The following is a 25,259-nucleotide window of genomic DNA, read 5'->3' on the forward strand; positions in this document are numbered from 1 at the left end:
AATGATCGCTCGAACTCGGAAACGACCTGCCGACACCCAAATGCTTTCCAACAAATAAGAAGCCAGGCGACAAGCGCCCGGCCTCAGTCGATGTAGGAACATAGCGGAAGAAAGAGATGGCCGGACGATCAACGTCCAGCCGAAGTACAAGCGTAGGCCTGCAGCGATGCTCGCACCGGCGCCTAAGGGTGGTCGAGTGTGAACAGTGTTCCGCTATGGGTTTCTGCGCCTCGGCCGATGGCGGCGATGGCGCGGGACATCGCACCCCCTCGCGCTAGGCGCCGGTCTGCAAGGGCGATCAGATGTGCGTTCGGCGTCGCATAGGGCGCAATCTCGCGCAGGCGTTCCGCCAGGATCGTCTCGCCCCCCGGCGCGCTGCGGGCGCAGGCGAGGATGTAGGCGACGGCGGGAGAGCGGCTGACGCCGGCCCAGCAGTGGACCAGAATCGGGCGGACCCCGGACCATGTCCGATCGAACGTCAGCAGCGCAGCGACATCCGCCTCCGTCGCCATCACCAGACCATCCCGTGGCGTCGCGATGTCGTGAAAGGTCAGCCGCAGGATCTGGACATTAGCGGGCAGCGCGACGTGACCGCCGCCCGGCGAGGAAAGGCTCACGACGTGGGACGGCCTCCAGCGCGCCAAGCCGTCCTCAAGTTGATGAAGGGGCGAAACGACGATCACCGGGTCAGCGCGCCCGCGACCGCCATCAGGAAAGCCATCTCGAACAGCTGTTCCGTCGCACCAAGCGTATCCCCGACCCAGCCGCCGATCAGGCGCTGCGCCATCCAGGCCATCAACAACGCCGCGATGGCGCCGGCCGCCAGACCTGCCACAGCGGCGAGCGGCTCCGCCAGGGCGAGAGGCGTCAACGCCAGCAGGCCGAAGGCCAGGGCGACCCCGGCTTCAGCCGCGGTGACCCCCTCGGCGACGGGCTTGACCTTGGCCCAGGCCCGGTCGCCGGCGTAGGGCAAGGCCCGCATCGCGACCACGGCCGCGGCGCGCCCGGCTGCGTGGGCGCCGATGATCGCGAGGGCGGCGGTCCAGACGAGCATGTCGGCGATGGCGGCGACCTTGATGGCGGTCACCAGGCCCAGGGCCAGGACGCCGAAGGTTCCGATGCGGCTATCCTTCATGATCTCCAGGCGTCGCACCTTGGAGCCGCCCCCGCCCAGTCCGTCGAAGGTGTCAGCTAGGCCGTCTTCGTGAAAGGCGCCCGTCATCAATATGCCCACAGCCACTGCCAGCAAGGCCGGCAGAAGGCCGTCCCAAACCTGGGATGTCGCCACCAGAACGGCGGCCGTAACCGCGCCCGTCCCGACGCCCACCAACGGAAAATACCGGGCGGCCCGGGCCGTCCACTCCGGTTGAAAATCTTGCAGCACCGGCACGGGAATGCGGGTCAGGAACTGAACTGCGGCCAGGAACAGGGCGAGTTGGCGCGGCATGTCAGAGACGACCCGCCAGGACGTCATCCAGGCTGGCGACTTCCGAAAGGAGGGCCGCCGCAGCGCGCAACAGCGGCGCGGCCAGCAACGCGCCCGTGCCCTCGCCCAGTCTGAGCGAAAGGTTCAGCAACGGCTCGGCAGACAGCGCCTCCAGCATCCGTCCATGACCAGCCTCGGCCGATCTGTGGGCGAACAGGCAGGCTGAACGCGTTTCCGGCCGAAGCCGGACAGCCGCAAGGGCTGCGGCGGTGCAGATGAAGCCGTCGATCAGAATGGGAGTCGAGCGATCCGCCGCCCCATGGATGGCCCCCGCCATCATGGCGATTTCCAGCCCGCCGAACTGTCTCAGCACGTCGAACGGCGCGCTGGCGTCGGACCTGGCCGCCGCACGTTCCAGCACCGCGCGCTTGTGCGCCAGTCCACCCTCGTCATGGCCCGCGCCCACCCCGACGCAATCTTCCAGCGGCGCAGGCAGCAGCCTATGCATGAGCAGGGCCGCCGACGCGCTGTTGCCTATGCCCATCTCGCCAAGCGCCAACACATCGGCGCCGCCGTCTATGGCCGCCGCCGCGCGATCATATCCGCGTCGAAGGGCGAGTTCGAGTTCGGCGACCGTCATCGCGGGCTCGCGCGCGCTGTTGCCCGTCCCCTTGCGCACCTTGGCGTCTATCAAGGTCGGATGCGACGGCAGGTCCGCATTCACGCCCGCGTCGATCACGACCAGATCGACGCTCAGGGCGCGCGCGAAGGCGCTGGCCGTGGCCTTGCCCGCCAGCAGGGTGGCGACCATGGCCTGGGTCACCTCGGCCGGATAGCGCGAAACGCCGTCTTCAGTCAGGCCGTGATCGCCGGCGAAAAGGAGCAGGGCGATCCGATCCGCGCGGGGCGGCACGCGTTGCTGAGTCAGCGCCAGTTGGACGGCGACATCCTCGATCCGTCCCAGGGAGCCCGGCGGTCGGGCCTGGGCGTCCAACAGTCTGCGGACCTGAGTTTCTGTCACACATCCGGTCAAAGCCTCTGCTCCTTCAATCCCGCCAATCGCGCGAGAGCCGGCACGTCGAGATGATCCTCAAGCGCGGCGGCCAATTCATCCAGCGCCTCATCGACCGCGATGTGATGATCGACCGAACCGGCGGTGACGCCGAGCTGGCTCAGCAAGGCCGCCCGCGCCGAGCCTGCGTCGAATAATCGATGAACGTAGCAGCCCGCGACCCGGCCGTCCTCGGACACCGCCCCCTCGCCGCTCCCATCCTGGCGCCTCAGCAGCGGACGCATCAGTCCCTCCCCTGTGGTCCGCCCCATGTGCATCTCGAACCCTTCGTAAGCCCCGTCGCCGATGATCGTGCGGCCCTTGCAGGGTTCGAGCACCTTGTCGCCCTGTAGAATCGTCTCGACCTTAAGCAAGCCCAGACCCTCTGCGATCCCTGCGGGTCCCTCGACCCCGTCCGGATCGGCGACCGTCCTGCCCAGCATCTGAAAACCACCGCAAACGCCCAGAACCCGACCGCCGCGCCGCACATGCGCCTTGAGGTCGATGTCCCAGCCCTGAGCGCGAAAGAATGCCAGATCCGACAAGGTGGCCTTTGAGCCCGGCAGAATGACCAGATCGGCGTCGCCCGGCAGCGGCGATCCCGGCCGAATATAGACAAGGTCGACCAGGGGCTCGGCCTGCAACGGGTCGAAGTCGTCGAAGTTTGCGATATGGCGCAGGATCGGCACGACGATCTTCACGCGGCGAGGTCCAGCCTCGATCACCCGCCCCAGCGCGACGGCGTCCTCGGCCGGCAGTCGGCGCGCCGCCGCCAACCAGGGAACAAGCCCCATGTCGGGCCAGCCGGTGCGAGCGACGATCTCGCGTCTTCCGTCATCGAACAGTGCAGGGTCGCCGCGAAACTTGTTGATGATGAAGCCCTTGATCGCCCCGCTGTCCGCCTCGTCCAGCACGGCCTTGGCGCCGACCAGGGCGGCGATGACGTGGCCCCGGTCTATGTCGCCGACCAGGACGACGGGCACGTCGGCGGCCAGCGCAAATCCCATGTTGGCGATGTCGCCCCGGCGCAGGTTGATCTCCGCCGGGCTGCCGGCCCCCTCGACCACGACCAGGTCGGCCTCCGTCTGAAGGCGATCAAAACTGTCCAGAACGACATCCAGCAGCGCGGCCTTGCGCGCCTGATACGCCATGGCCTGATAGCTCGCCTCGACATGGCCGCGCACGACCAGTTGGGCGCCGACATCGCTCTGGGGCTTCAGCAGGACCGGGTTCATATGCACAGTCAGGGGCGTGCGGCAGGCGATGGCCTGAAGAGCCTGCGCCCGGCCGATCTCGCCGCGCCGACCGGTCTCGTCCGGTTCCGTGACGGCGGCGTTGTTGCTCATGTTCTGCGGCTTGAACGGCCGCACGCGCCAGCCCTGGTTGGTGAACAGTCGGCACAGGCCCGCCACCAGCACAGACTTTCCGACATCGGAGCCGCAGCCCTGGATCATCAACGCCGGCATAGACGGGCTCCAACAACGACCGCGCCCCATAGAAGCCCGCAGGCGCGGACATAGACGGTCAACGCCCGCCGAAGATCGTGGGCCGACGGCGGGGGGCCGTCTCCAAAAGTCGGGCGGTCGGTCATGACGCCATCATAGGCCACGGGACCGCCCAGCCGCACGCCCAGGGCGCCGGCCATCGCCGCCTCGGGCCAGCCCGCGTTGGGCGAGGCGTGATGGCGGGCGTCGCGCATCATCACCGTCCATCCGCTTGCGCCCGCCATGGCGATCAGGACGCCCGCCAGCCTGGCCGGCGCCAGGTTCATCAGATCATCGGTGCGCGCCGCCGCCCAACCGAAATCCTTCCAGCGCGGTTCCTTGTGGCCAATCAGACTGTCGGCGGTGTTGACGGCCTTGTAGGCGTAAAGGCCGGGCAATCCCAGGATGGCCAGCCAGAATGCGGGCGCCACGACGCCGTCGTTGAAACTCTCGGCCAGGCTCTCGATCGCCGCAGCCGCCACCCCGGACGCGTCCAGCGCTGCGGTGTCGCGGCCGACAATCCTGCCGACCGCCGCACGGGCGGCGGGCAGGTCATCCGCTTCCAGAGCGCGCGCCACGGCCGCGACGTGGTCGTACAGGCTTCGCTGGGCCAGCCCCAGGGTGGCGGCCAGGACGGGCGCGGGACCGGGCAGGCGCGCGGCGGCCACGCCGGCCAGCGCCGCGACGCCGACCGTCACCGCCAAGGTCGCCACGCCCCCAAGCTTACGCCGGCGCGGCGAATGGTCTGCATCATTCAGCCATGTTTCGCCGATGTTGATCAAGGCGCCGAGACCCGTCACCGGATGGGGAAGCCGACGGTGAAGACCATCCGGATATCCGACGCTCGCCTCAGTTATGAGCGCGGCGAGGGCCAGTCGCCCAGCACGGTCAAACACGTCCGATCACATCGATCAGCGGGCCCCCGGGCCCTTGGGTCACGCTCGCCTCCACGCCATAGGCGCGCCGGAGAAGCTCGGGCGTCAGAGCCATCGCAGGCCGGTCATCCGCAAGGACCTTCCCCTCTGCGAGGACGATGATCCGGTCGGACAGGCGAAGCGCCATGGACAGGTCGTGCAGGGTCGCCAGCACGCCGACGCCCTGATCCGCCAGCCGCCTGAACAGGGCGGCTGCGTCCAACTGATGCGCCGGATCCAGTCCGGTGAGAGGCTCGTCGGCCAGCAGCCATTGTGGTTCGCCCGCCAGGGCTCGCGCGATCAAAACCCGCGCCCGCTCTCCGCCCGATAGCGTATCGACGATCCGATGCGCAAAGCCCGCGACGTTGGCTGCGGCCATGGCCCGGTCGACGGCTGCATCATCGTCCTCCGCCAGGCCGCGCGCGCCGATGAAGGGTGTCCGCCCCAGTTCGACCAGGGTCCGCGCCTCGACCGCCCAGGCGATTTCCGGCGTCTGCGGCAAGAAGGCGAGCCGCTGCGCGCGCTCCCGCGGCTTCATTTGGGAAAGAGCTGCGCCGTCTAGCCTGACGACGCCGCCGGTCGGCGCCCTTAGTCCCGCCAGGCAATTCAGCAGGGTCGATTTGCCGGCGCCGTTCGGACCGACGATGGCGGTCACCTTGCCGGCTTGGAAGGTGAGATCGCCAGCAGAAAGGATCGAGTGACCGCCGATATCCACCTTCAGCCCGGCGCACGACAGGACGCTCACGTGATCTTCCTCCGCAGGCGTAACAGCAACAGGAGGAAGAACGGCGCCCCCAACGCCGCCATCGCGACCCCCAGCTTCACTTCTCCCGCCGCCGGAGTCATCCGCACCAGAATGTCACCTGCCAGCACGATGACCGCCCCGCCAAGAAGACTGGGAACCAGCAGCGCCCCAGGCCGCCCCCCTACCAGCGGCCGCAACAGATGCGGCGTCACCAGGCCCACGAAACCTATGACTCCCGTCACCGCGACGCTCGCGCCTGCCGCCAACCCGACGCCCAACGCCAGGGCCCAGCGCGTCCGCAACATGGACACGCCCAGCGACCGCGCCCCGATGTCGCCAAGGGTCAGGGCGTCCAGCGCCCGACCGGTCGTCAGCAGCAGCGCACAGCCGGCGACGATGAACGGCAGCGCCATCCGCACCTCCTCGAAGCTGCGATCTGCGAGCGATCCCATAAGCCAATCCACGATCTCATTCACCGCCCAGGGGTTGGGCGCCAGCGACAGGGCCAGCGACACGCCCGCGCTCGAGAGAATGTTCAGGATCGCTCCCGCAAGAATGAACGTCACCAGGCTCGACGCCGAACCAGACAGCAACATCAGGATGACGACGCCGATCAGCGCCCCGCTGATCGCTGCGACGGGCAGAGCCCAGGGCGCGTGGTCCGTGACGCCGTAATAGAGGGTCAGCACCGCCCCCAGCGCGGCCATGGCCGACACGCCGAGCACGCCGGGATCGGCCAGCGGATTGCGCGTATAGCCCTGCAGCGCCGCTCCGCAGAGCCCCAGGGCCGCACCGACGACAATGCCCAGGATGGTGCGCGGCAAACGCAGTTCGAACACTATGGCCCAGCGCGGGTCCAGATCGGGCTGACCCCAGACGCTGAACGGCACCCAGACCTTGCCGGCCATCAGACTGAGGCCCGACAGGACCATGAGCAGGACGACCAATCCCGAATACAAAAGCGGTCGGCTGACGGGTTTCATGATTGCGCCCTCTGCTGTTTCGCCAGCGCGCCTTGCCGCGCACGCGCAAGGGCCCCCGCCGTCTGGATAAGGACCGGTCCGCCACAGAACAGCAGCCGCTCGGGAAAGACCGCCCGCTGCATCTCGCCGGCGACACGGGCCAGGGCCGGATGTTCCATGACCCGCTCCGCCCAGCTAGGCGCGCCCGGATACGGTTCTCCCGACAACAACACCTCCGGGGGATCAGCGATCACGAGTTCGAGCGGAAGGTTCATCGATCGCCGAAGACCATAGCGGGTCGCCGCGTTCTGCAACCCCATCCGGCGCATCATCTCGTCCATCAGCGTGCCCGGGCCGGACACGAACCCGCCAGGCATGAAGACCAGTGCCGACAAGGGTCGGGTTCCAGGCGTCGGGGCGGCGGCGGCCAGCGCCCCTTTGATACGACCCACCAAGGCCTCGCCCCGCTCTGGATGGCCGACCCGTCGCGCGACCTCCCGGACCTGGTCCAGGCTCTCCTCGACTGTATCGGGCACGGCGAACAAGGCGGCGGGAATGCCCAACCGATCCAGCGCATTGCGGGTCGCCAACGAGGAATGACGACCCGTCAACACCAGGTCCGGGCTCAGCGCCAGCACCTCTTCCGCTGTCTCGTAGGTGAACGGCAAGGTCCGGGCCAGATCGGCGATGGTCGATCCGTAATCGTCGCGCGCATAGTGGCTCAGGGCCGCGATCTGCGACCGATCGGCGACCTGGACGAGAATGACGTCCAGACAGGGATTCAGCGACACCACGCGCTGCGGCCGAACCGACGGCGTGACCGGCTTTTCGACGCGGGGCGCGGCGCTGCATCCGGCCGCAGCCAGGCCGCCCGCCATCACCATCCGCCGGTCCAGCGTCATCAGAAGTCGATCCCGCGCTGCGCCTTCACGCCCTGTTCGAAGGGGTGTTTCACCAGCGTCATCTCGGTGACCAGGTCCGCAACGGCCAGCAGCTCCGGCTTGGCGTTGCGGCCGGTGACGCAGACATGTTTGCCCGCTGGTCGCGACACGAGGCCAGCCACCACCTCATGGATATCCAGATAGTCGTAGCGCAGCGCGATATTCAGCTCATCCAGCAGGACGAAATCGATTTCCGGATCGGCGATCATCTCCAACGACACCGCCCAAGCAGCCTGCGCCGCCGCGACATCGCGCGCCCGGTCCTGGGTGTCCCAGGTGAAGCCTTCGCCCATGACAGCGTAACGGACCTGATCGGGGAATTTGCGGAAGAACTGTCGCTCGCCGGTGATCCACTTGCCCTTGATATACTGGACGACGCCGACCTTCTGACCCCATCCCAGCGCGCGGGCGACCATGCCAAAACCAGCCGTGGACTTACCCTTGCCGTCGCCGGTGTTGACGATCAGCAGGCCACGTTCCTCGGTCTTGGAACGCATCAGCTCGCGCCGCTCGGCTTGCAAGGCCTTCATCGCCTCGGCGTGTTCTGCTTCGGTCTCCGCGTCGTCGGGTGTTCGTTCGGTCATCGTGTGCGCTCCAGCGCCAATCGAAGGCGTCGCCAGTGTCCTCGCCCCGGCAGACCGAAACGGATCAGTTCAGGATCGAAGTCGAATGTCCGCACGAGCACTCCCTGCTCGGCCAACCGCCAGGCCCTGGCCTGGGCGTCCACGCAACGCGCCAGTCGAAACAGACTGGCGCCGCCCACGACCTCAAAATCGTTAGCGACGAGGAGGTCGTCCATACGCCGGGCGTCGCCGCCAAGTCGCCGTCGCGTCCGCTCGAGCCAAGCGACATCCGCATAGGCCGCTCGCCCCATGGTGATGGCGTCCGCACCAACCGCCCAGTCGCCGATCAGACGTCTAAGCCTGTCGGCGATCGACGGCGGCGCGATGACGAAGCCAAGCCTGACGCCCGGCAGACCGAAGAATTTTCCGAACGACCGCAGGATGATCGTTCGGGCGTGATCAAGAGACGCAGCGCTCAGGTCCGGCTGAACCTCCACGAAGGACTCGTCGATGATCAGCCACCCCCCTTCGGCCCGTTGGACGAGGTGCGCGCCAGGCGTCGCCGCCCCGTCGGGATTGTTGGGATTGACGACGATCCGAACGTCGGCCTCTGCCGAGAAGAGGCCGTCCCGAGAGGTTGCAGTCACGTCGGCGCCCGCCATACGCCAGGCGTCAGCGTGGCTCCCGTACGTTGGCGTGGCGATCGCGACGCGACGGCCGCCCAGTAACGTGGGCATCAGCCTCAGAGCGGCCTCCGCGCCCGCCACGGCGACGACGCGATCGGCCTGGGTTCCGAACGCCTGGGCGGCGACGGCCTCCAGGGCCGAGATATCTGCAGGATCTGGCAATCGGGCCAACGTCGATGCCGGCGCCCGGCGCCATCTCCAGCCGTGCGGATTGATGCCGGTCGACAGGTCAAGCCAAGGCTGCGGCGCGAGGGGGTGTTCCCCCCGCGCCGCAGCAAGACGACCGCCATGAACAATCCTGTCGGCCATCAGACTAGAAACGGGCGCGCACGCCGACGAAGGTTCCGCGTCCCGCGACGCCGTAGTTGCGGGTCGTCTCATAGACCTCGTCGCCGACGTTCTCGACGCGGCCATAGATCTCCAGCGTCTCGTTGATGGGATAGGAGGCGCGTAGATCCACCAGGGTGTAGCCCTTCAGCCGCGTCGTGTTCGACGCGTTGTCGAAGCTGTCGCCTGCGTGCCGAACCGCGACCGAGGTCGACAGGCCGAACGGCCAGACATAGGCGACGTTAAGGTTCGCAGCCTCCTTCGGACGACGCGCCAGCTCGCGACCCAGGTTGGCGCCGGGGGTGCGATTTTCGGCGTTTGTCTGGGTGTAGTTCGCGTTGACCCGGAACGCCCCGATTTCGTAGTCCGCCGCCAGTTCGACCCCGTCGGCCTCGGTCAACGCTGTATTGCTGTAATAACCGAAGCGTTGCGTGCCATTGACGAAGCAGAGCGGCGCCGTCGCAGGCGTCACGGTCGAGGCGCAGGAGACGTAGTCGATCTGGTTGGTCGTCTCGCGCGAAAAATAGGTCGCCGACAGGATCAGGCTTCCGTCCAGCAGATGCTGTTCCACGCCCGCGTCCCAACCGTCCGCCTCTTCCGGCGCCAGGGCCGTGTTCCCGTATTCGCTATAGAGCTGATAAAGGCTCGGCGCCTTGAAGCCCTGGCCGAAGCTGGCGCGCAGCACAGTCGAACCGTCGTTCAGCGACCAGGCCGCCGCAACCTGGCCCAGCGTCTTGCCGCCGAAGGTGTCGTGCTCGTCGCGCCGCACGCCGCCGGTCAGGGTCAGGCCGTCGAAGACCTCGGCCTGCAACTGGGCGTAATAGCCGTTCAGACCGACCCCGGCGGTCGCCGGCGCGGGGTCCGCGTCGAAGGAGGACGGCGAGACGGAACTGAAATCGGACTCTTCATGCTCGGCGCCGAAGGTGGCGGTCCAACCCTGGCGAATGTCGAACACGCCCTGATATTCGAAGCGCTTGTTCAAGCCCTCCGCGTCGAAGGTCACCGGAGTTACGGCCTGATCGGGGTTCTCGTTGTGGCGCTCGGTGCGGGTGTAGCCATAGGCGATACGGTTGCTGAAGCGGCCGTCGAAGAGGTCGAAGTTCAAACCGGTATAGGTGACCAGCTCCTTCGTGCTCGACGTTTCACGCGTGTCGCCGAAAGCGAAGGTCGGCGCCGGCAGGAAGCCGTCTATGTCCACCTCGCCGTCGGAATAGACGGCGCGCAGGTCCAGCGAGACACCCTCGACAACGCGGATCGTGGCCCGCCCGCTCAGGCCGAAGTTCTCGTAGCCGTCCCTCTCCGTCCCGCGTGCGAAGGTAGAGAACCCGTCGGTGTCGTAGTGAGAGGCGGCCAGACGCCACGTGGCCCGTTCGGTCGCGCCCCCGATGTTGCCGCGCAGATAGGTCGTGCCGCGCGATCCGGCCTCGGCGTCTAGCCCGGCCTGGAACGGACGCGTCGGTTCGGCGGTGACGATGTTGACCACGCCGCCGATGGCTTGCGATCCCCACAGGGTCGATTGCGCGCCGCGCAACACCTCGATGCGCGCGACGTCGCCGACCAGCAGGTTGCCGAAGTTATAGCCGCCCCCTGTGCCCGACGGATCGTTCAGCTTGACGCCGTCGATGACCGCGACTGTCTGGTCCGACTCGGCGCCGCGAATGCGCAAGGCGGTGGAGGCTCCCACGCCCCCGTTGCGGGACAGGGTAACGCCCGGCGTGCGGATCAGCAGATCGGCTATGCCTACCGTCTGGCTGGTCTTGATCGCTTGCGTCGTCAGGACGGTGACCGACTGGCCCACGCGATCGGCGGCCTGAGCGGAACGGTTGGCGGTGACGATCACGTCGTCCAGCAACGACGAATCCGTGGTCGAGGCGGCGGCCGAACGATCGGCCTGCGTCTGCGCCATCGTACTGTTCGCGCTGAGAAGAAGCGTCGCTGCGGCGGCGCCAAGAAGAAGTTCGCGTTTCATATCGGGTCCAATCCCATTGCTCGACAACGCACCGGCCCCACGAGACCGCAATCGAACACACAGACGCGCCCGGTCGCGGCCGCGCGAAAACGCGGCACAACAGACGTCGTCATTCGGGTAGATCCCGTTCCGCTCGGCACACCACGTCCGCGCGAAGGACGACCACGACGGGCAGGTCTCCTGGCTCGCGGGTCAACGCCGGTGCGAACCGCCTTCCCAGGGTCTACGGCTTTCGCCGGTCAACCCCAGTGGCTATTGGTCCGCGGGCTCGCCGCTTACAGTTGCGTGGGCAGCCCAGGTCTTACACCTGAGTTCCCTTTTAATCCCCATTGCTGGGGAACCTGTCGCGACGCGGCCAATAGGTCATAGCGTCGCTCCAGGCAATGGAGTGTTTCTCATGGCGAGCCTTATCCTTGGCGGCGCCCGATCCGGCAAGACGCGCTACGCCCTTGATCGCGCGGAGGTCCTTGCACGGCCCGACGACCGCCGTCGCGTCATGATCGCCACCGCCGAAGCCTTCGATGAGGAGATGAACGACCGGATCGCGCGGCACCGCGCCGAGCGGTCGTCCGGCTGGGTGACGGTCGAGGCGCCGGTGACGCTGTCGCAGGCCATCGGCGACCTGGCTGCGGGCGATGTGGCCATCGTCGATTGCCTGACTTTATGGCTCAGCAACATCATGGCCGCCGATCGGGTTATCGAGGCCGAGACGCAAATCCTGTGCGCAGCCGTCGCAGCCTGCCCGGCCACGCTCCTGCTGGTTTCCAACGAGGTCGGTTGGGGCATCGTGCCGGACAACGCCCTGGCGCGTGCTTTCCGCGACCACGCCGGCCGCCTGCATCAGCGCCTCGCCGCCGAAGTCGACGATGTCGTCCTGGTCGTCGCTGGCTTGGGCCTGACCCTGAAATCGGCCTAGACGGGCTGTCAGTTGGCCCTACCCAGCGACGCAGCGACCTAGGTTGTGGGGCAACTGGCTTCGGCGTCGTTGGGGACGATGCCGATATCCGCCAGGGTGAGGCGCAGGGCGGAGCCGGAGCCCATCACGAACGGGGTCTCGACCGCCGCCGTGCCGACGCGTTCGGCGTCGAAACAGGCCAGCCTGACGCGGATCGTGCGCCATTCGCCGACCTTCGCATCGCCAAGCAGGGGCGCGATATCGACCGTGTCCTTGCCGAAGCCGAGATGGACCGCCCCGGTGATCGGGGCGTCGAGCCGAACCGCCGTCGTCAGCACCATGTCGCCGTTGCGTTGGCGCGACAGATCGACAGCCGGGCCGAAGACGACGGCCTGAGCCTGGCCGGTGAAGGTCAGCGCCATCGCGCTTTCCTGGGCCGCGCCGTCGGCGGGTTTGACCGACACCCGGTCTCGGGGGCTGGACGCCGACAGGGCCTGGCCGACTCGGGCGTCTCCGCCATCGTCCCGCAGGATCAGCGACCAAGGCGCCTGGATACGGCCGTCGCTGAAATACCGATCGAGGTTGCTTCTGGCGATGGTCGTCGCGCCCGCTTCGGAAAGCAGGGGCGTGACGGTCGGTGCGGCGTAGCTCAGCCCGTAGCCATAGGCGAACTGCGGGTCATACCCTGTATCCCCGACATTCAGCGTGAACTGATCCGAGGTCCGAGGCCAGGAGAAGGGCAGCCGTCCTGTAAAATCGTGCGCGGCCTTGCCGTCGGACTTGGCGACCAGCACGTCGGCGACGCCCTCGCCTTCCGCTCCGGGCAGCCAGGCGGCGACGAAGGCGTCGGAGGCGTTGATCTCGGGATTGACCCACAGCGGGCGTCCGCTGAGGAAGACGGAGACGGTCGGGATACCAGCCGCCTGAAGCCGTTTCAGCAGCGCCAGCGGCTCCTCAGGACCGAAGTCGAGGGTTTCGACGTCGCCCTGAAACTCGGCATAGGGCGTCTCGCCGAACACCACGATGGCGATGTCGGGTTTGTCGCGATAGGCGCCTTCAGGGCTTAGTTCAGCGACTCCGCCGGCGTCGGCGACCGCCGCCTTCAGACCGGCCCACAGGGACGTACCCCCGGGAAAGTCGGCATTCGTCGTGTCCGCGCCCTGCCAGGTCACCGTCCAACCGCCCGATGCCTGACCAATGGAGTCGGCCGCCTCGCCGGCGACCAGAACGCGCGCGCCCGGCCGGATGGGCAGGACCCCGTCGTTCTTGAGCAGGACGAGAGACTTTCGCACAGCCTCTCGCGCCAGCGCCCGGTGGTCGGGCGAGCCCAGCACATCGGCGCGCCCTTCCAGAGCGCGGTCTCGATCGAAGACGCCGAGCTTGGCCTTGACCCTCAGGATGCGCCGCACGGCGTCGTCCAGACGCGCGGCCGAGATCTCGCCTGACCGGGCCTGGGCCAGGGTGTTGACGTAGAGGCCGCGCCAGCTGTCCGGCGCCATGAACATGTCGAGACCAGCGTTGATCGCCTGGGCGCAGCTTTCGTTGCTGCAGCCTTCGACCTGGCCGTGGGCGTTCCAGTCGCCGACGACGAAGCCTTCGAAACCCATCCGTCCTTTCAGGACATCGGTCAGAAGCGAGGAGTCGCCAGTGATCTTGTCTCCGTTCCAGCTCGAGAAGGACGCCATGACCGTCAGGACGCCGGCGTCGATGGCCGGCACATAGCCCTGGGCGTGAATGGCGATGAGGTCGGATTCCGATATCCGCGCATCGCCCTGATCGACGCCGTCATGGGTCCCGCCATCGGCGACGAAATGTTTGGCGGATCCTGCGATCTTGTCGGCGGCCAGAGGGCGTCCGGCGACCAGCGCGCCTTGCAGGCCCAGGGTCATGGGACCGGCGTAGGCGGCGCCGACCTCGGGATTTTCGCTGTAGCCTTCATAAGTTCGACCCCAGCGGTCGTTACGGGGCACGGCCAGCGTCGGCCCGAACGTCCAGTCTGCGCCCGAGGCCGCCACCTCTTGGGCCGTGGCGGCGCCGATCCGCTGGATCAGGTCCGGATCCCGCGCGGCGCCCAGGCCGATATTGTGCGGAAACAGGGTCGCGCCGACGATGTTGTTATGGCCGTGGACGGCGTCGATGCCGAACATCAGCGGCACGGCGGCGCCGGGACGCGCCTCAGCCGCCGCCCGGAAGGCGCGCGACAGGGCGACCCAATCCTGTATCGGCGCACGCTCGTTTCCATCGGGAGAGGAGTTGCCGCCCGCCAGGATGGACCCGATCGGATACTGGGCCAGGTCAGCCGGCGTGATGGAGGCGATATCGGCCTGGATGATCTGACCGACCTTTTCCTCCAACGTCATCCGCGCCATCAGGCCGTCGATCATGGCCTCGGTTTGCGGATCGGTGATGGTGGTAGGGCTGGCGGCCTGAGGCCAGACGGCGGGATCGGCCTTCGCGGCCGGTGCATGCTGGGCCGACGAAGGGGAAGCCGTTCCCGCCAGGACGGCGGCCAAGGCGATGGCGGACACGAGCGATCGACGGGACGCAGACATACAGGACCTCGGACTAAAAAAGGGCGGCGACGATCCGGAGATCGACGCCGCCTCAAGGCTCAGGAGTTTAGAAGTTCGCGCGCAACCGGATACCGGCCGTGCGCGGCTGGTTGAGGAACAGAACGTTGACGACCTGATCCGACACCAGTTGCTTTTCGACGACCGTCTTGTCGAAGGCGTTGTTGACGTAGGCCTCGATGCGATAGCGGCCGCTGGTCGGCTCCCAGCCCGCGCCAAGGTTGACGGTGGCGTAGCCTTCCTGCCGCGCCCAGAAACCGCCCTGGCGCGCATCGGTGCTGCGCAGATAGGGGCTGGCGGGCGGAGACGTCGGATTGACGGTCTGCCCCGCCAACGAAGCCTTGAAGGCGTCATAGGCGGCCTGGCCGGCGGCGTCGGTCGGACGAGCCGTAAACTGGATCACCGGCGCTTCGTTGTAGATGTTCAGGTAGAAGCTCGACCGATAGTTGGCCAGCAGGTGGAAATCGGCGCGGCCGCCGAACAGACCCACCGTCGTCTGCAAGTGGGCGTTCAGGTTGACCTTCGACACATTGGGCAATTCGTTGCCGGCGATGTCGACGTTGAAGTTCGGCGTCCCGTCGCCGTAGTCGGTACCGCGTGTATCCGTCAGCACGCCGCTATCGGCCTTGGCGTCGATATAGGAGCCGATCAGGTCCAGGCGCGTGTTGAACGGCAGGTCGAACCGCGATTCCAGCTCGAAGCCCTTGATGGTGGACTGGGCCACATTGATGTTCTGCTGAGAGAAGCCCGCGCTGGCCCCGCCAGGGCCGGTGCCCAGCGACACCAGGGTCTGGAACACCTGGTCCGCATAGTCATAGTAGAAGACGTTCGCGTTCAAATCGATCCGACCGCTGGCGGGGCGGAAGGTGTTCTTCGTGCCCAGCTCGAACAGGGTCACGGATTCAGGCGCGAACGTCGGCGCGGTCTGGACGCCGTTGATGGTGATGGTGTCGTTGAAGCCACCCGACTTATGGCCCGTAGAAACCGCACCGTAGAAGAGGTTGTCAGCCGTCAGATCATATTCGAATCCGACACGGTAGTCGCTGAATGTATCCTCGTACGATCCAACCTGCGCGCCCGGCGCGGTGATCTGGAAGAAGCTGTGCTGACCGTTGGCGGGACAGACCTGTCCGCCGCCCGCAGGCTGGGTGTCCGGCCGATCGACGCAGGTGCCATTGGGTCGCGAACCGTCGGCGACGCCGGCGATCTGCTGCATGAAGGTGTCCCGCGCGCCGGACTGGAAGGCGCCCTGGAAATACTGCGCCGCCTCCTGATTGTTGCCGGGCGTCGGGGGGGCGTAGCTGGCACGCCCCGTGAAGATTGGGCGGAAACCCTCGGTCCCAAGACGCGTGTTGAAGCAGCAGTTGAAGCCTTCCGACCCGAGACCAAGCGACCAATTGCCGCCGATCCCGTTCCGCGACTTGTTCTCTTCCGTGTAGCGATAACCGGCCTTGAGGCGCAGTTGATCGGTGACAGGATAGGTCAGATCGGCATAAGCGGCGAAGGAGTCCGACTGCACGTCCGGGAAGGTGAACTCCGTGCCGGAGTAGAATTGCCCCTTGTCCACGACCGAGAGGAAGCCGACCTGTTGGCTTTCCTTGAAGTAGAACAGGCCCGCGGACCAGATCGCCTTCGAATCCGCCGGCGACGACAGACGCAGTTCGTGGATGTCGGATTCCGACAGGGTCAGCCAATATTGGGTGCCAAAGTTGTCATAGTCGACGTTCGCGGCGCCGTAGCCGGGGCGCACCACACCCTCATTGGCGGCGTTGACCTGATAATAGTCGACGTTGCGGCGGCTGGCCGAATACTCCAGCACCGCAGGCCCGAAGTCGTAGGACGCGTTCAGCGCCAGGCCCCAGTTGTCGTTCTCGACCAGCCCTTGCGGCCCGCGATACAGCACGTCGCGCAATTCCAGCTGATCGGGCGTGCCGCCGCCGACCAGACCGTTACGGATATTGGTCGCAGGATAGCCGGTGCCGCGCTCGGACTCATAGTCGCCCATCAGGCTGAGGCGGAAGCGGTCGTTCGGCTGATACAGATAGGACAGTCGGGCTGAAAACAGCTCCTGGATGCCGGTCGGATCCAGCGTCTGGTCGCTACCGACATTCTTGTACGCCGTGCCCTTATCCACGCCGTAGATGGCGGCGCGGATCGCCTGGGTCTCGCCGATCGGCAGGTTCAGCGCCGCTTCGTAGCCGGTGGTTTCCAGGGTGCCGACTTCGCCCTGGACATAACCGGATCGGTCGCCCAGCCGCGGCATGTTGGGAATGATGTTCAGGGTGCCGGCGACGGCGTTGCGTCCCCGCAGGGTGCCTTGCGGGCCCTTGGCGATTTCGACCCGCGCTAGGTCGAAGAACATGCCGCCAAGGCCGCGCGGCCGGGGCAGGTACACGCCATTGAGGTGGGTGGCGGCGGAAGGATCGCCCAGTTCGGTGTTGTTCGCCGTGCCTACGCCGCGGATGTAGATCTGGACGTTGCCTTCCTGGTTGGAGATCGACAGGCCTGGAACGGCGGACTGCAGATCCTCGATCTGGTCGATGCCGATCGCCTGCAGTTCCTTGCCTGAAATGGCCTGGGCGACGCCGGCATAGTTCTGCAGCGACTGTTCGCGGCGCTCGGCGGTCACGACCACTTCGCCGACATCCGTCGCGCTGTCTTGAGGTCTGTCAGCCGGCTCGGCGCTCTGCGCGAAGGCCTGCCCTGCACCTGCCGCGATCGCGAACGTCGCGCAGCCGAGCAGAAGCGATTGTCTGAAGCGGATCATGGTCTTCCCTCCCGCGGGCCCTGTTTTCCAGAGCTCCAGCATGATGACGCACCGCGTGATGCGCCCGTTTCCCAACTTCAAACTGTCTCTGTTTGACAGCGCTGTCAACGACAAAGAAATATTCAGCCCGGCGGTTGAGTTGAGGATCGATCGACCAGCACATAGTCGATCTTCTCGACGGCGCGACCGGGCGTCCGCGCCGCGTCCAGCAACATGCGTGTGGCGGCGGCCGCCATCTCGGCGACCGGCTGGCGCACAGTGGTCAGGGGCGGGGTGGAGAACATGGCGCTGGGCGTATCATCGAAGCCGCAGACCGAAATCCCGCCGGGCGCTGCGATGCTCAAGGCGGCTGCGGCGTTCAGGACGCCCAGGGCCATGTCGTCATTGCTGGCGAAGATGGCCGTGGGCGGATGCGCCAAGGTCAACAGCGCCTCTCCGGCCTGACGGCCAGAGGCGAAGGTAAAGTCGCCTTCGACGATCAACTCCGGCTGCGCGGTCAGGCCCTGGGCCGCCAAGGCCGCCTCATAACCTTCGCGGCGCGCCTGACTGGCCGCATAGGCCGCCGGCCCCGAGACGAAGCCGAGCCTACGATGCCCCAGGCCGATCAGATGGTTCGTCATGTCCATCGCGGCCTGGTGGTCGTCCATGAAGACCCGCATGCCTCGCCCCAGATCCCGGTCGGCGCCCAATCGCACGAAGGGCGTGCCTGTACGCTCCAGAATATCGAGCACAGTCGGATCGTCGGCGTTTGGCGGCGTCAGTAGCACCCCGTCCGGCCTGAGCGATCTCAACAAGGACAGCAGCCGGGCCTCAAGGCTCGGCGCCCCATAGTCCACAAGCTCCACCAGGAGGTGATACCCGGCCTTTCGGCACTCCACGAGCGCGCCATACTCGAGCCGGCTCAGATAGTCGTTGCCGCGCCCGCTTCGCCAATGCTCCAGGGTCAGATCAGCGTCGACGAAGGCCGCGATCAGATAGGACGACGCGCCGGCCAAAGTGCGCGCCGACAGACTCGGTTGGTAGTCCAGGCTTTCGACCGCAGCCTGAACCTTGGCCTGAAGTGCAGCGCTGACATTGGGTTCGCGATTCAGCACCCGAGACACGGATTTGATGGATACGCCCGCCAGGGCGGCAACATCATAAATCGTCGCAGGCATCTTGGTCCCCGCCCCCGCAGACGCCCGTAACGAGTCGTCGGTTCGAACCCGACCTATGGCCCGTTTGCGCGTGGGCTCGCAAGATTTCGCTCGCGAAGGACGCAGACAATCGTCACTGCTCCACGTCATGCAGTCCGTCCACGACGTTCAACAGGCCGGGCCCGCCCGCGTAGGCGCCGGATTCATCGCGATCCTGACCCTGGCCTATATCGGCGCATTTATCGCCTTTGTGCCGCTGTTGACCCTGCTGATTCCGCTTCAGGCGACCGTCCTCGCTCCGGGTGACAAGATCGGTCTGCTCAGCCTCGTCACGCTGTGGGGCGCCGTGACCGCCAGCCTCGCCAACCTCGGGGCCGGCTGGATCAGCGACCGCACACCGGGCCGCTTTGGCCGACGCCGGCCCTGGATCCTGTGCGGCCTTATCGGCGTCTTGCTGGCCTATGCCGCAGTCGAGGCCGCGAGCTCACCGCGCGGCCTGGTCATCGCGATCATGGGCTTTCAGCTCGCCTTCAATCTGATGTTCGCCCCTTTGCATGCGGTCTTTGCTGACAGGGTGCCCGACGATCAAAAGGGACGCGTGGCCGCCTTCATCGGCCTCGCTGCGCCCATGGGTGCGGCCAGCGGCGTGCTGGTCGCGACACCTCTGTTCCCCTCCCCCGCCGCACGGCTGATCGTTTTGAGCATCCTGGTGTCGGTCTGCGTCCTGCCCTTGCTGCTGACCTGGCGCGAAGGGCCGAGCCCGCCACGCGCATCGGAGCCGACGTCTCAGCCGCGCAGTCGTCTCAACGCGGACTTCGGCTTCGTCTGGGCCTCGCGCTTCTGCTTCCAGATCGCCGCCAGCGTGGTCGGCGCCTATATGCTCTTCTATCTGGCGGACTATGCGCGATATGCAGATCGGTTCACGGGCGAGACGGTCGAGAGCGGCCTGGCCAAGCTGATCGCCATTTCTACGGTTCTGACCCTCGCCGCCGGGTTCGCCGGCGGTCTGCTCTCGGACCGCCTTGGTCGGCGCAAGCCGTTCATCCTTTTGGCGGGCGGCCTGCTCGCGAGCGGGCTGCTGGTGTTCGCCTTCTGGCCGCAATGGCCTGGGCCGCTTGTCGGCTATATTCTCTATGGACTGGGGTTCGGCCTCTACACCACGGTGGATACCGCGCTGGTAGCTCAAATTCTGCCCTCAAGACAGAACACCGCTCGCGATCTGGGCGTGATGAACCTGACAAACACCCTGCCCGCCATTCTTGCCCCTGTATTGGCGATCGTCGCCCTGGGGCCGACGCGTTCGGACTGGCCGACCCTGATGATCGCCTCGGCGGCCATCGCCCTGCTCGGCGGGGGCGTTGTGTACGGCGTGCGCAAGACGCGTTGACAAAATGAAAGACAGCGCTGTCAATACGGCGTTGCGATGGGCGAGACGCGGACATGAAGAGTTTAGAGATCTTGGCAGGTCTGATTTGCTGCATCGCTGTCGGGGTCGCCACACCTTCCTTCTCGGCGACCGCTGCTGCGGCATTGATCGCCCAATCCTCGGCAGCGGGGCCGACTGCCCACGAGGCCGCGTCGCAGATGGGCAAGGGCTTCAATCTCGGCCAGATGTTCGACAACAGCCAACACCCTCCGACATTGGAGGCAGCCCGACCCAAGATCGACGCCTATTATGATCGCGGTTTTCGCGTCTTACGGATCCCGGTCACCTGGACCGAAGAGGTGGATGGCGACACGCTGGCGGACGCGGACACAGGACGCATCGACCTCGCCTCCCCGCGTCTGGCGGCGTTGAAGGCCGTCGTCGATTACGCCCTGTCCCACCCCGGACTTTATGTGGTGATCAACGCCCATCATGAGAAACGGCTGAAGGAGAGCGGTCGGGCCGAAGTGCTCGGCCAGGTCTGGGCCGACATCAGCGAGCAGTTCGGCGACCGGGATCATCGCCTGATCTTCGAGATCCTGAACGAACCGCATCTCGCCAACCACGATCCGATGCCGCCGGCCATCCTCAGGCGCATGACGGGCCTTGCCTATGATCAGATCAGGGCGAGAGACAGGTCGCGCATCGTCGTGATCGGCGGGAACCAGTGGTTCGGCGCCGATGAAATGGCCCGGACATGGCCTGACCTTTCAGACGTCGGGGCGGGCCGCGATCCCTATGTTATGGCGACATTCCATCACTACAATCCCTGGACCTTTGCGGGCGACAACCAGGGGGACTACGCCGACGCGTGGACCGACGCGGACATCCGCGGCCCCATGGAGACGATGGCCCGTTGGGCCGCGACGACCGGTCAGGGGATGCCCGTCTTCATCGGCGAATGGGGGGTGGGCTGGCATAGCCAGCTGCCGACCATGAACTGCAACAACATCCGGCTCTACTACGCCAGGTTCCAGGCCACCTACGCCGCATCGATGGAGATGCCGACCGCCGTTTGGGACGACGGCGGATGGTTCAAGGTCTTCGACCACGCCACCAACCGTTTCGACAGCAATCTGATCGCCTGCATCGACGGCCAGTGCGACTGGGCGGGAGCGGAACGGTTCAATCCAGACTGCACCTGACGCCGCCGACCATACCCTTTCCTTAGGCGACGTCTGCGCCGCCTGCGTCAGCCACGGACGCCACGAGGGCGATCCTCGAGGTGCTGTGGTCCGCTACGACGCCCGTAAGGGGCGGGAACCACCGCGGCGCCGGCGATCGCCATGCAGATGATCCCGGAACCCTCGGCCGCTCGGCATCCCAAACCGGCCGACGCCAGGCTGAAGATGGTCGCCCCCCGTTCTAGGTCGGTGATCAGGTCGGCGATCCGTTCTTTCGGTTGAAGCAACTTAGGCCGCCAGGCGGTAGCCCACGCCTGGCTCTGTCACGATCAATATCGGTTCAGCCGGATCGGCCTCCAGCTTGTGCCGCAATTGCCCCACGACGACACGCAGATACTGGACATCGTCGGCATGGCCGGCGCCCCAGACAGTCTTGAGCAGATCGACATGGCCCAGCACCTTGCCGGCATTGCGCGCCAGATAGGCCAGGATGTCGTACTCCTTGGGCCGCAGCTTCACCCGTTCGCCGGCGCGGGTGACGATGCGGCGGTCCAGGTCGATCACGACATCGCCGGCCGTGACCACGCCGCCCGCGACCGGCGTCAGCGCGCCCTGACGCAGGCCTGCCCGGATGCGCGCCAGCAGTTCGCCGACGCCGAACGGCTTTTCCACATAGTCGTTGGCGCCCAAGTCCAGGGCCACGATCTTTTCGGCCTCGCGGTCGCGGGCGGACAGGACGATGATCGGCCCCTGATAGAACTCGCGCGCCCTCATCAGCACGTCCTTGCCGTCCATGTCGGGCAGGCCGAGGTCCAGCACCACGGCGTCGGGGTTCCACAGGGCGATGGCGCGCAGGCCTTCCTGACCGCTGTCGGCGCGGCGGGGTTCATAGCCGGCGGCGTCCAGAGCGGGGGCGAGGAAGCGGTGAATCTGGGGCTCGTCGTCGATGACCAGAACCTGAGGGCGAACGGCGGACATCACAGCAGATCCCGGTGGGTGGCGATGGACTTGGGCAGGCTGATCAGGATGCGGGCGCCGAGCTTGCTCCCGTCGGGGCCGTCCTGAATCGGGCTGGCGGCGGCGATGCGGCCGCGCATGGCCTCGACGAAGCCCTTGGCGATGGCCAGGCCCAGGCCGGCACCCTGAACCCGGTCGGGGGCGCGGTCGGTGGACTCTTCCATGCGGCGGAACTTGTCGAACACCCGTTCCAGTTCGGCGGTGGGGATGCCGCGCCCCTCGTCCTCGATAGAGATGACGACGGCGCCGCGATCTTCATAGGCCGCCAGTTCGATGGTCGTGCCATCGGGGCTATAGGCGATGGCGTTTTCCAGAATGTTGACCACGGCCTGTTCCAACAGGCCCGGATCCGCCTCGACCATGCTGAGCTGGGTCGGGAAGTCGCGCGTGACCTGACGCCGGCCCAGGCGACGCGACACCCGGTCGGCGGCGGCGTTCAGGATGTCGCGCACATCGCTCCAGTCGGTGCGCACGTTCAGCCCACCGCCCTCCAGCCGGGTCATGTCCAGCAGGTCGCCGACATAGCGCGACAGGCGTTCGGCCTCCTCGCGGATGCTGAGCAGCAGGTCGTCGCGGACCTCGGGTTTCAGAGTCGCGCCGTAGTCGATCAGGGTCGTCGCCGAGCCCAGGACGGTGGACAGGGGCGTGCGCAGATCGTGGCTGACCGAGTTCATCAGGGCGGCGCGGAAACGGTCGGCCCGGCGCAGGGTCTCGGTCTCCAGCGCCTGACCGGCCAGGTCGGCCCTCTCCAGCGCCACCGCGCCCTGATCCAGCAGGGCCATGGCCAGGCGTTCCTCATCCGATCCCGCCGCCACGGCCGAGGCGTCGATGCCCGCCACGCCGGCCCGGCCGCGCACGCCCTGCAGAGGCTGAAACCGCCAGTGGGTCTGCGGCAGGGTGCCCGTGCCGTGTCCCGTGACCTCGCCATGGGTCCAGGCCCAGCGGGCGGCGGCCATGGCGTCGGGGGCCAAGGTCACGCCCTCGGGGCTGGCGGCGGTCAGGGTGAGGTCGTCGTCTTCGGGCAGCAATACGACCGCCCCGGCGCCGGCGGCGGCCGAGGCCTGTTCGGCCAGACTGCGGGCCGTGGTGGCGCGATCCTGACCCGCCGACAGGGTCTGGCTGGCGGCCAGCAGGGCCGAGACGGCGGCGGCGCGACGCTGGGCCGCCCTCGCCTGTTCGCGCACCCGTCCGGCTAAAGCGCCCGTGCCCAGGGCCACGCCCCAGAAGACAATCAAAGTCAGCACGTCCGTAGGCGAGCCGATCAGGAAGCTGTAGCGCGGCTGAAGGAACAGGAAGTTGTAGGTCAGGAAGGCCAGGGTCGCGGCCGCCAGTGCGGGCCGCAGCCCGTTCAGCACCCCTGCCGCCACCACGGCCGCCAGATAGATGACGCCCAGATCGACCCGCTCGAACCGGGTGTCCAGCAACAGGGCGGCGCCCGTCGCGGCCAGGACGAAGGCCGCGCCCGCCGGATAGCCGCGCCAGTCCAGCGCCGCCCTGACGCCCGACTTGATCGCCGGTTCCGGCGCGGTCAGGTCGCCCTCGGTCACGACGTGGACGGCGACGCCCTGGGCCTTGCGCAGCAGTTCGGTCGCCAGCGCCCGTCCTGTCCATTCGCTGAACCGCCCGCCGCGCGTCTTGCCGATGACGATCTGGGTGACGTTGTTGCGGTGGGCGTGGTCCAGCACGGCGCGGACCACGTCGTCGCCGCTGATCGTCACGGGCCGTCCGCCCAGTTGTTCGGCCAGCTTGAAGGCCTCGGACAGTCGGCCCGCCGAGCGGGCGTCGGCGCGCGATCCACTGGGCCGTTCGACGTGGGCCACCGACCAGGGGGCGTCCATCATCATGTCCGACATCCGCCGTCCGGTGCGAACCAGTGAGGCGGTCATGGCGTCGCCGCCGACCAGGACCAGAATCCGCTCGTTCGCCGCCCACGGCCCTGACACGCCGCGCTCACGCAGGTGCGACAGCAGCTGGTCGTCCACCGTCTGGGCCGCGCGGCGCAGGGCCAGTTCGCGCAGGGCCGTTAGGTTCTCGATCTTGAAGAAGTTCTCGGACGCCACCCGCGCCGTCTCGGGCACATAGACCTTGCCCTCGGCCAGACGCGCCCGCAGGTCCTCGGGTGTGATGTCCACGACCTCGATGTCGTCGGCGCCGGTCAGGGCGCTGTCGGGCACGGCCTCGCGCTGGCGCACGCCGGTGATGCGCAGGACGACGTCGGACAGGCTCTCCAGATGCTGGATGTTCAGCGTCGTCCAGATGTCGATCCCGGCGTCGCGCAGCTCCTCAACGTCCTGCCACCGTTTCGGATGGCGCGAACCGGGTGCGTTGGAGTGGGCGTATTCGTCGACCAGCAGCAGTTCGGGACGCCGCGCCAGGGCGCCGTCGAGGTCGAACTCCATCAGCGCACGGTCGCGGTGATCGATCGGCGCGCGCGGCATGACGTCCAGGCCGCGCAACAGGCTCATCGTCTCCTTGCGGCCGTGAGTCTCGACCACGCCGACGACGACATCCAGCCCTTCGGCCTTTCGCCGGCGCGCGGCGCGCAGCATCTCATAGGTCTTGCCCACGCCGGGCGACATGCCCAGAAACACCTTCAGCCGCCCACGCTTGCGGCGCGGAACGGCTGAAGTCGCGGGCGTCGTGTTAGCCGGATCGGGCGTCGGTTCGGGCAATCAGCCCTCCGCGCCGAAGCGGGTGTCCAGCGCGCGGTTGGTCAGCAGGACATTGACGTGCGGTTGGCCGATGAAGCCGAGGAAGGCCCCCTCGATGTGCGCGTCGATGATGCTCTGGACCTGCTGCACGGGGACGCCTCTGGCGCGGGCGATCCGCGCGGCCTGAAACCGAGCGTAGGCCGGAGATACGTCCGGGTCGAGGCCCGAACCCGAGGTCGTCACCGCATCGGCGGGGATGACGCCGGGGCCGTCTTCGGCACGGATCGCCTGGGCGCTTTCGGCGACGCGAGCGGCCAGGTCCTCATTAAGCGGCCCCATGTTGGAGCCGGACGAGGCGGCGGCGTCATAGCCGTCGCCTGCGGCCGAAGGACGGGGGTGCAGATAGGTCGCGCCGGCGAACGGTTGGCCGATCAGGGCCGAACCGACGACCTGACCGCCGGCGTCGCGCACCAGACTGCCGTTGGCCTGGCTGGGGAAGGCGGCCTGGGCGATGCCGGTGACGGCCAGCGGATAGGCCAGGCCCAGCAGCAGGGTGAAAAGGGCCATTATCACGAGGGCCGGGCGAAGTTGGTTGACCATGGTCG

At 67.1% G+C, this 25,259-nt stretch carries 20 protein-coding genes and 1 riboswitch; of the genes, 3 read left to right on the forward strand and 17 right to left on the reverse strand.

Annotated elements, in window-relative coordinates; genetic code table 11:
* Positions 1–182: 182 nt before the first annotated feature.
* The 11 genes from ACZZZD_RS05890 to ACZZZD_RS05940 all read right to left on the reverse strand — a co-directional run bounded on the left by ACZZZD_RS05890 (position 183) and on the right by ACZZZD_RS05940 (position 11,068).
* Entirely contained in the window at positions 183–617 is a 435-nt protein-coding gene (locus ACZZZD_RS05890) for a tyrosine phosphatase family protein (RefSeq protein ID WP_463433498.1), read from the reverse strand.
* 62 nt (positions 618–679) lie between these two features.
* The gene (gene cobS, locus ACZZZD_RS05895) at positions 680–1,447 is read right to left on the reverse strand and encodes an adenosylcobinamide-GDP ribazoletransferase (RefSeq protein ID WP_463433500.1); all 768 of its coding nucleotides are present in this window, start codon (positions 1,445–1,447) and stop codon (positions 680–682) included.
* Position 1,448: 1 nt separating this feature from the next.
* On the reverse strand, positions 1,449–2,447 hold the full coding sequence (cobT, locus tag ACZZZD_RS05900) for a nicotinate-nucleotide--dimethylbenzimidazole phosphoribosyltransferase (RefSeq protein ID WP_463433502.1): 999 nt from the start codon (positions 2,445–2,447) through the stop codon (positions 1,449–1,451).
* Positions 2,448–2,455: 8 nt separating this feature from the next.
* The gene (locus ACZZZD_RS05905) at positions 2,456–3,943 is read right to left on the reverse strand and encodes a cobyric acid synthase (protein ID WP_463433504.1); all 1,488 of its coding nucleotides are present in this window, start codon (positions 3,941–3,943) and stop codon (positions 2,456–2,458) included.
* Complete coding sequence (cbiB, locus tag ACZZZD_RS05910) at positions 3,931–4,857, reverse strand: adenosylcobinamide-phosphate synthase CbiB (protein WP_463433506.1); 927 nt, start codon at positions 4,855–4,857, stop codon at positions 3,931–3,933. The genes ACZZZD_RS05905 and cbiB overlap by 13 nt, the downstream gene beginning before the upstream one ends.
* Positions 4,850–5,620 (reverse strand): ABC transporter ATP-binding protein, encoded by a 771-nt coding sequence (locus ACZZZD_RS05915; RefSeq protein WP_463433508.1) that lies wholly within the window; start codon positions 5,618–5,620, stop codon positions 4,850–4,852. The genes cbiB and ACZZZD_RS05915 overlap by 8 nt, the downstream gene beginning before the upstream one ends.
* Positions 5,617–6,603 carry a FecCD family ABC transporter permease gene (locus ACZZZD_RS05920; protein WP_463433510.1) on the reverse strand — a complete coding sequence of 329 codons (987 nt, stop codon included), beginning with the start codon at positions 6,601–6,603 and terminating at the stop codon, positions 5,617–5,619. Before ACZZZD_RS05920 ends, ACZZZD_RS05915 begins: the two co-directional genes overlap by 4 nt.
* On the reverse strand, positions 6,600–7,484 hold the full coding sequence (locus ACZZZD_RS05925; protein WP_463433512.1) for an ABC transporter substrate-binding protein: 885 nt from the start codon (positions 7,482–7,484) through the stop codon (positions 6,600–6,602). The genes ACZZZD_RS05920 and ACZZZD_RS05925 overlap by 4 nt, the downstream gene beginning before the upstream one ends.
* Positions 7,484–8,107 (reverse strand): cob(I)yrinic acid a,c-diamide adenosyltransferase, encoded by a 624-nt coding sequence (gene cobO / locus ACZZZD_RS05930; RefSeq protein WP_463433514.1) that lies wholly within the window; start codon positions 8,105–8,107, stop codon positions 7,484–7,486. The genes ACZZZD_RS05925 and cobO overlap by 1 nt, the downstream gene beginning before the upstream one ends.
* The gene (gene cobD / locus ACZZZD_RS05935) at positions 8,104–9,081 is read right to left on the reverse strand and encodes a threonine-phosphate decarboxylase CobD (RefSeq protein ID WP_463433516.1); all 978 of its coding nucleotides are present in this window, start codon (positions 9,079–9,081) and stop codon (positions 8,104–8,106) included. Before cobD ends, cobO begins: the two co-directional genes overlap by 4 nt.
* A 4-nt stretch (positions 9,082–9,085) precedes the next feature.
* Entirely contained in the window at positions 9,086–11,068 is a 1,983-nt protein-coding gene (locus ACZZZD_RS05940; protein ID WP_463433518.1) for a TonB-dependent receptor plug domain-containing protein, read from the reverse strand.
* Positions 11,069–11,221: 153 nt separating this feature from the next.
* A riboswitch (cobalamin riboswitch) is annotated at positions 11,222–11,428 on the reverse strand.
* Between the two features lie 37 nt (positions 11,429–11,465).
* Between ACZZZD_RS05940 and cobU the strand changes: the two genes are divergently transcribed.
* The gene (gene cobU, locus ACZZZD_RS05945; protein ID WP_463433520.1) at positions 11,466–11,984 is read left to right on the forward strand and encodes a bifunctional adenosylcobinamide kinase/adenosylcobinamide-phosphate guanylyltransferase; all 519 of its coding nucleotides are present in this window, start codon (positions 11,466–11,468) and stop codon (positions 11,982–11,984) included.
* Between the two features lie 38 nt (positions 11,985–12,022).
* Here the strand turns inward: cobU and ACZZZD_RS05950 are convergent, their stop codons facing one another.
* From ACZZZD_RS05950 to ACZZZD_RS05960, 3 genes are all read right to left on the reverse strand, one after another.
* Positions 12,023–14,515: a glycoside hydrolase family 3 protein gene (locus tag ACZZZD_RS05950; protein ID WP_463433522.1), complete on the reverse strand. Its 2,493-nt coding sequence runs from the start codon at positions 14,513–14,515 to the stop codon at positions 12,023–12,025.
* A 67-nt stretch (positions 14,516–14,582) separates the two neighbouring features.
* Positions 14,583–17,300 (reverse strand): TonB-dependent receptor, encoded by a 2,718-nt coding sequence (locus ACZZZD_RS05955; protein ID WP_463433524.1) that lies wholly within the window; start codon positions 17,298–17,300, stop codon positions 14,583–14,585.
* A 122-nt stretch (positions 17,301–17,422) separates the two neighbouring features.
* The gene (locus ACZZZD_RS05960) at positions 17,423–18,457 is read right to left on the reverse strand and encodes a LacI family DNA-binding transcriptional regulator (RefSeq protein ID WP_463433526.1); all 1,035 of its coding nucleotides are present in this window, start codon (positions 18,455–18,457) and stop codon (positions 17,423–17,425) included.
* A gap of 127 nt (positions 18,458–18,584) precedes the next feature.
* On the opposite strand from ACZZZD_RS05960, the gene ACZZZD_RS05965 reads away from it, so the two are divergent.
* Together ACZZZD_RS05965 and ACZZZD_RS05970 are read left to right on the forward strand one after the other, a co-directional pair.
* Positions 18,585–19,823, forward strand: coding sequence for an MFS transporter (locus ACZZZD_RS05965; RefSeq protein WP_463433528.1), 1,239 nt, complete (start codon positions 18,585–18,587; stop codon positions 19,821–19,823).
* A 71-nt stretch (positions 19,824–19,894) separates the two neighbouring features.
* Complete coding sequence (locus ACZZZD_RS05970; protein WP_463433530.1) at positions 19,895–21,007, forward strand: glycoside hydrolase family 5 protein; 1,113 nt, start codon at positions 19,895–19,897, stop codon at positions 21,005–21,007.
* 267 nt (positions 21,008–21,274) lie between these two features.
* On the opposite strand, the gene ACZZZD_RS05975 is transcribed toward ACZZZD_RS05970, so the two are convergent.
* From ACZZZD_RS05975 to kdpC, 3 genes are read right to left on the reverse strand one after another with little or no spacing between them, the layout of a single operon-like run.
* Positions 21,275–21,964, reverse strand: coding sequence for a response regulator (locus ACZZZD_RS05975; RefSeq protein WP_463433532.1), 690 nt, complete (start codon positions 21,962–21,964; stop codon positions 21,275–21,277).
* Positions 21,964–24,675, reverse strand: a complete 2,712-nt coding sequence (locus tag ACZZZD_RS05980; protein WP_463433534.1) for a DUF4118 domain-containing protein — start codon at positions 24,673–24,675, stop codon at positions 21,964–21,966. The genes ACZZZD_RS05975 and ACZZZD_RS05980 overlap by 1 nt, the downstream gene beginning before the upstream one ends.
* The gene (gene kdpC, locus ACZZZD_RS05985; RefSeq protein WP_463433536.1) at positions 24,676–25,254 is read right to left on the reverse strand and encodes a K(+)-transporting ATPase subunit C; all 579 of its coding nucleotides are present in this window, start codon (positions 25,252–25,254) and stop codon (positions 24,676–24,678) included.
* Positions 25,255–25,259: the final 5 nt, after the last annotated feature.

The organism is Brevundimonas sp. AC546 (assembly GCF_979258305.1).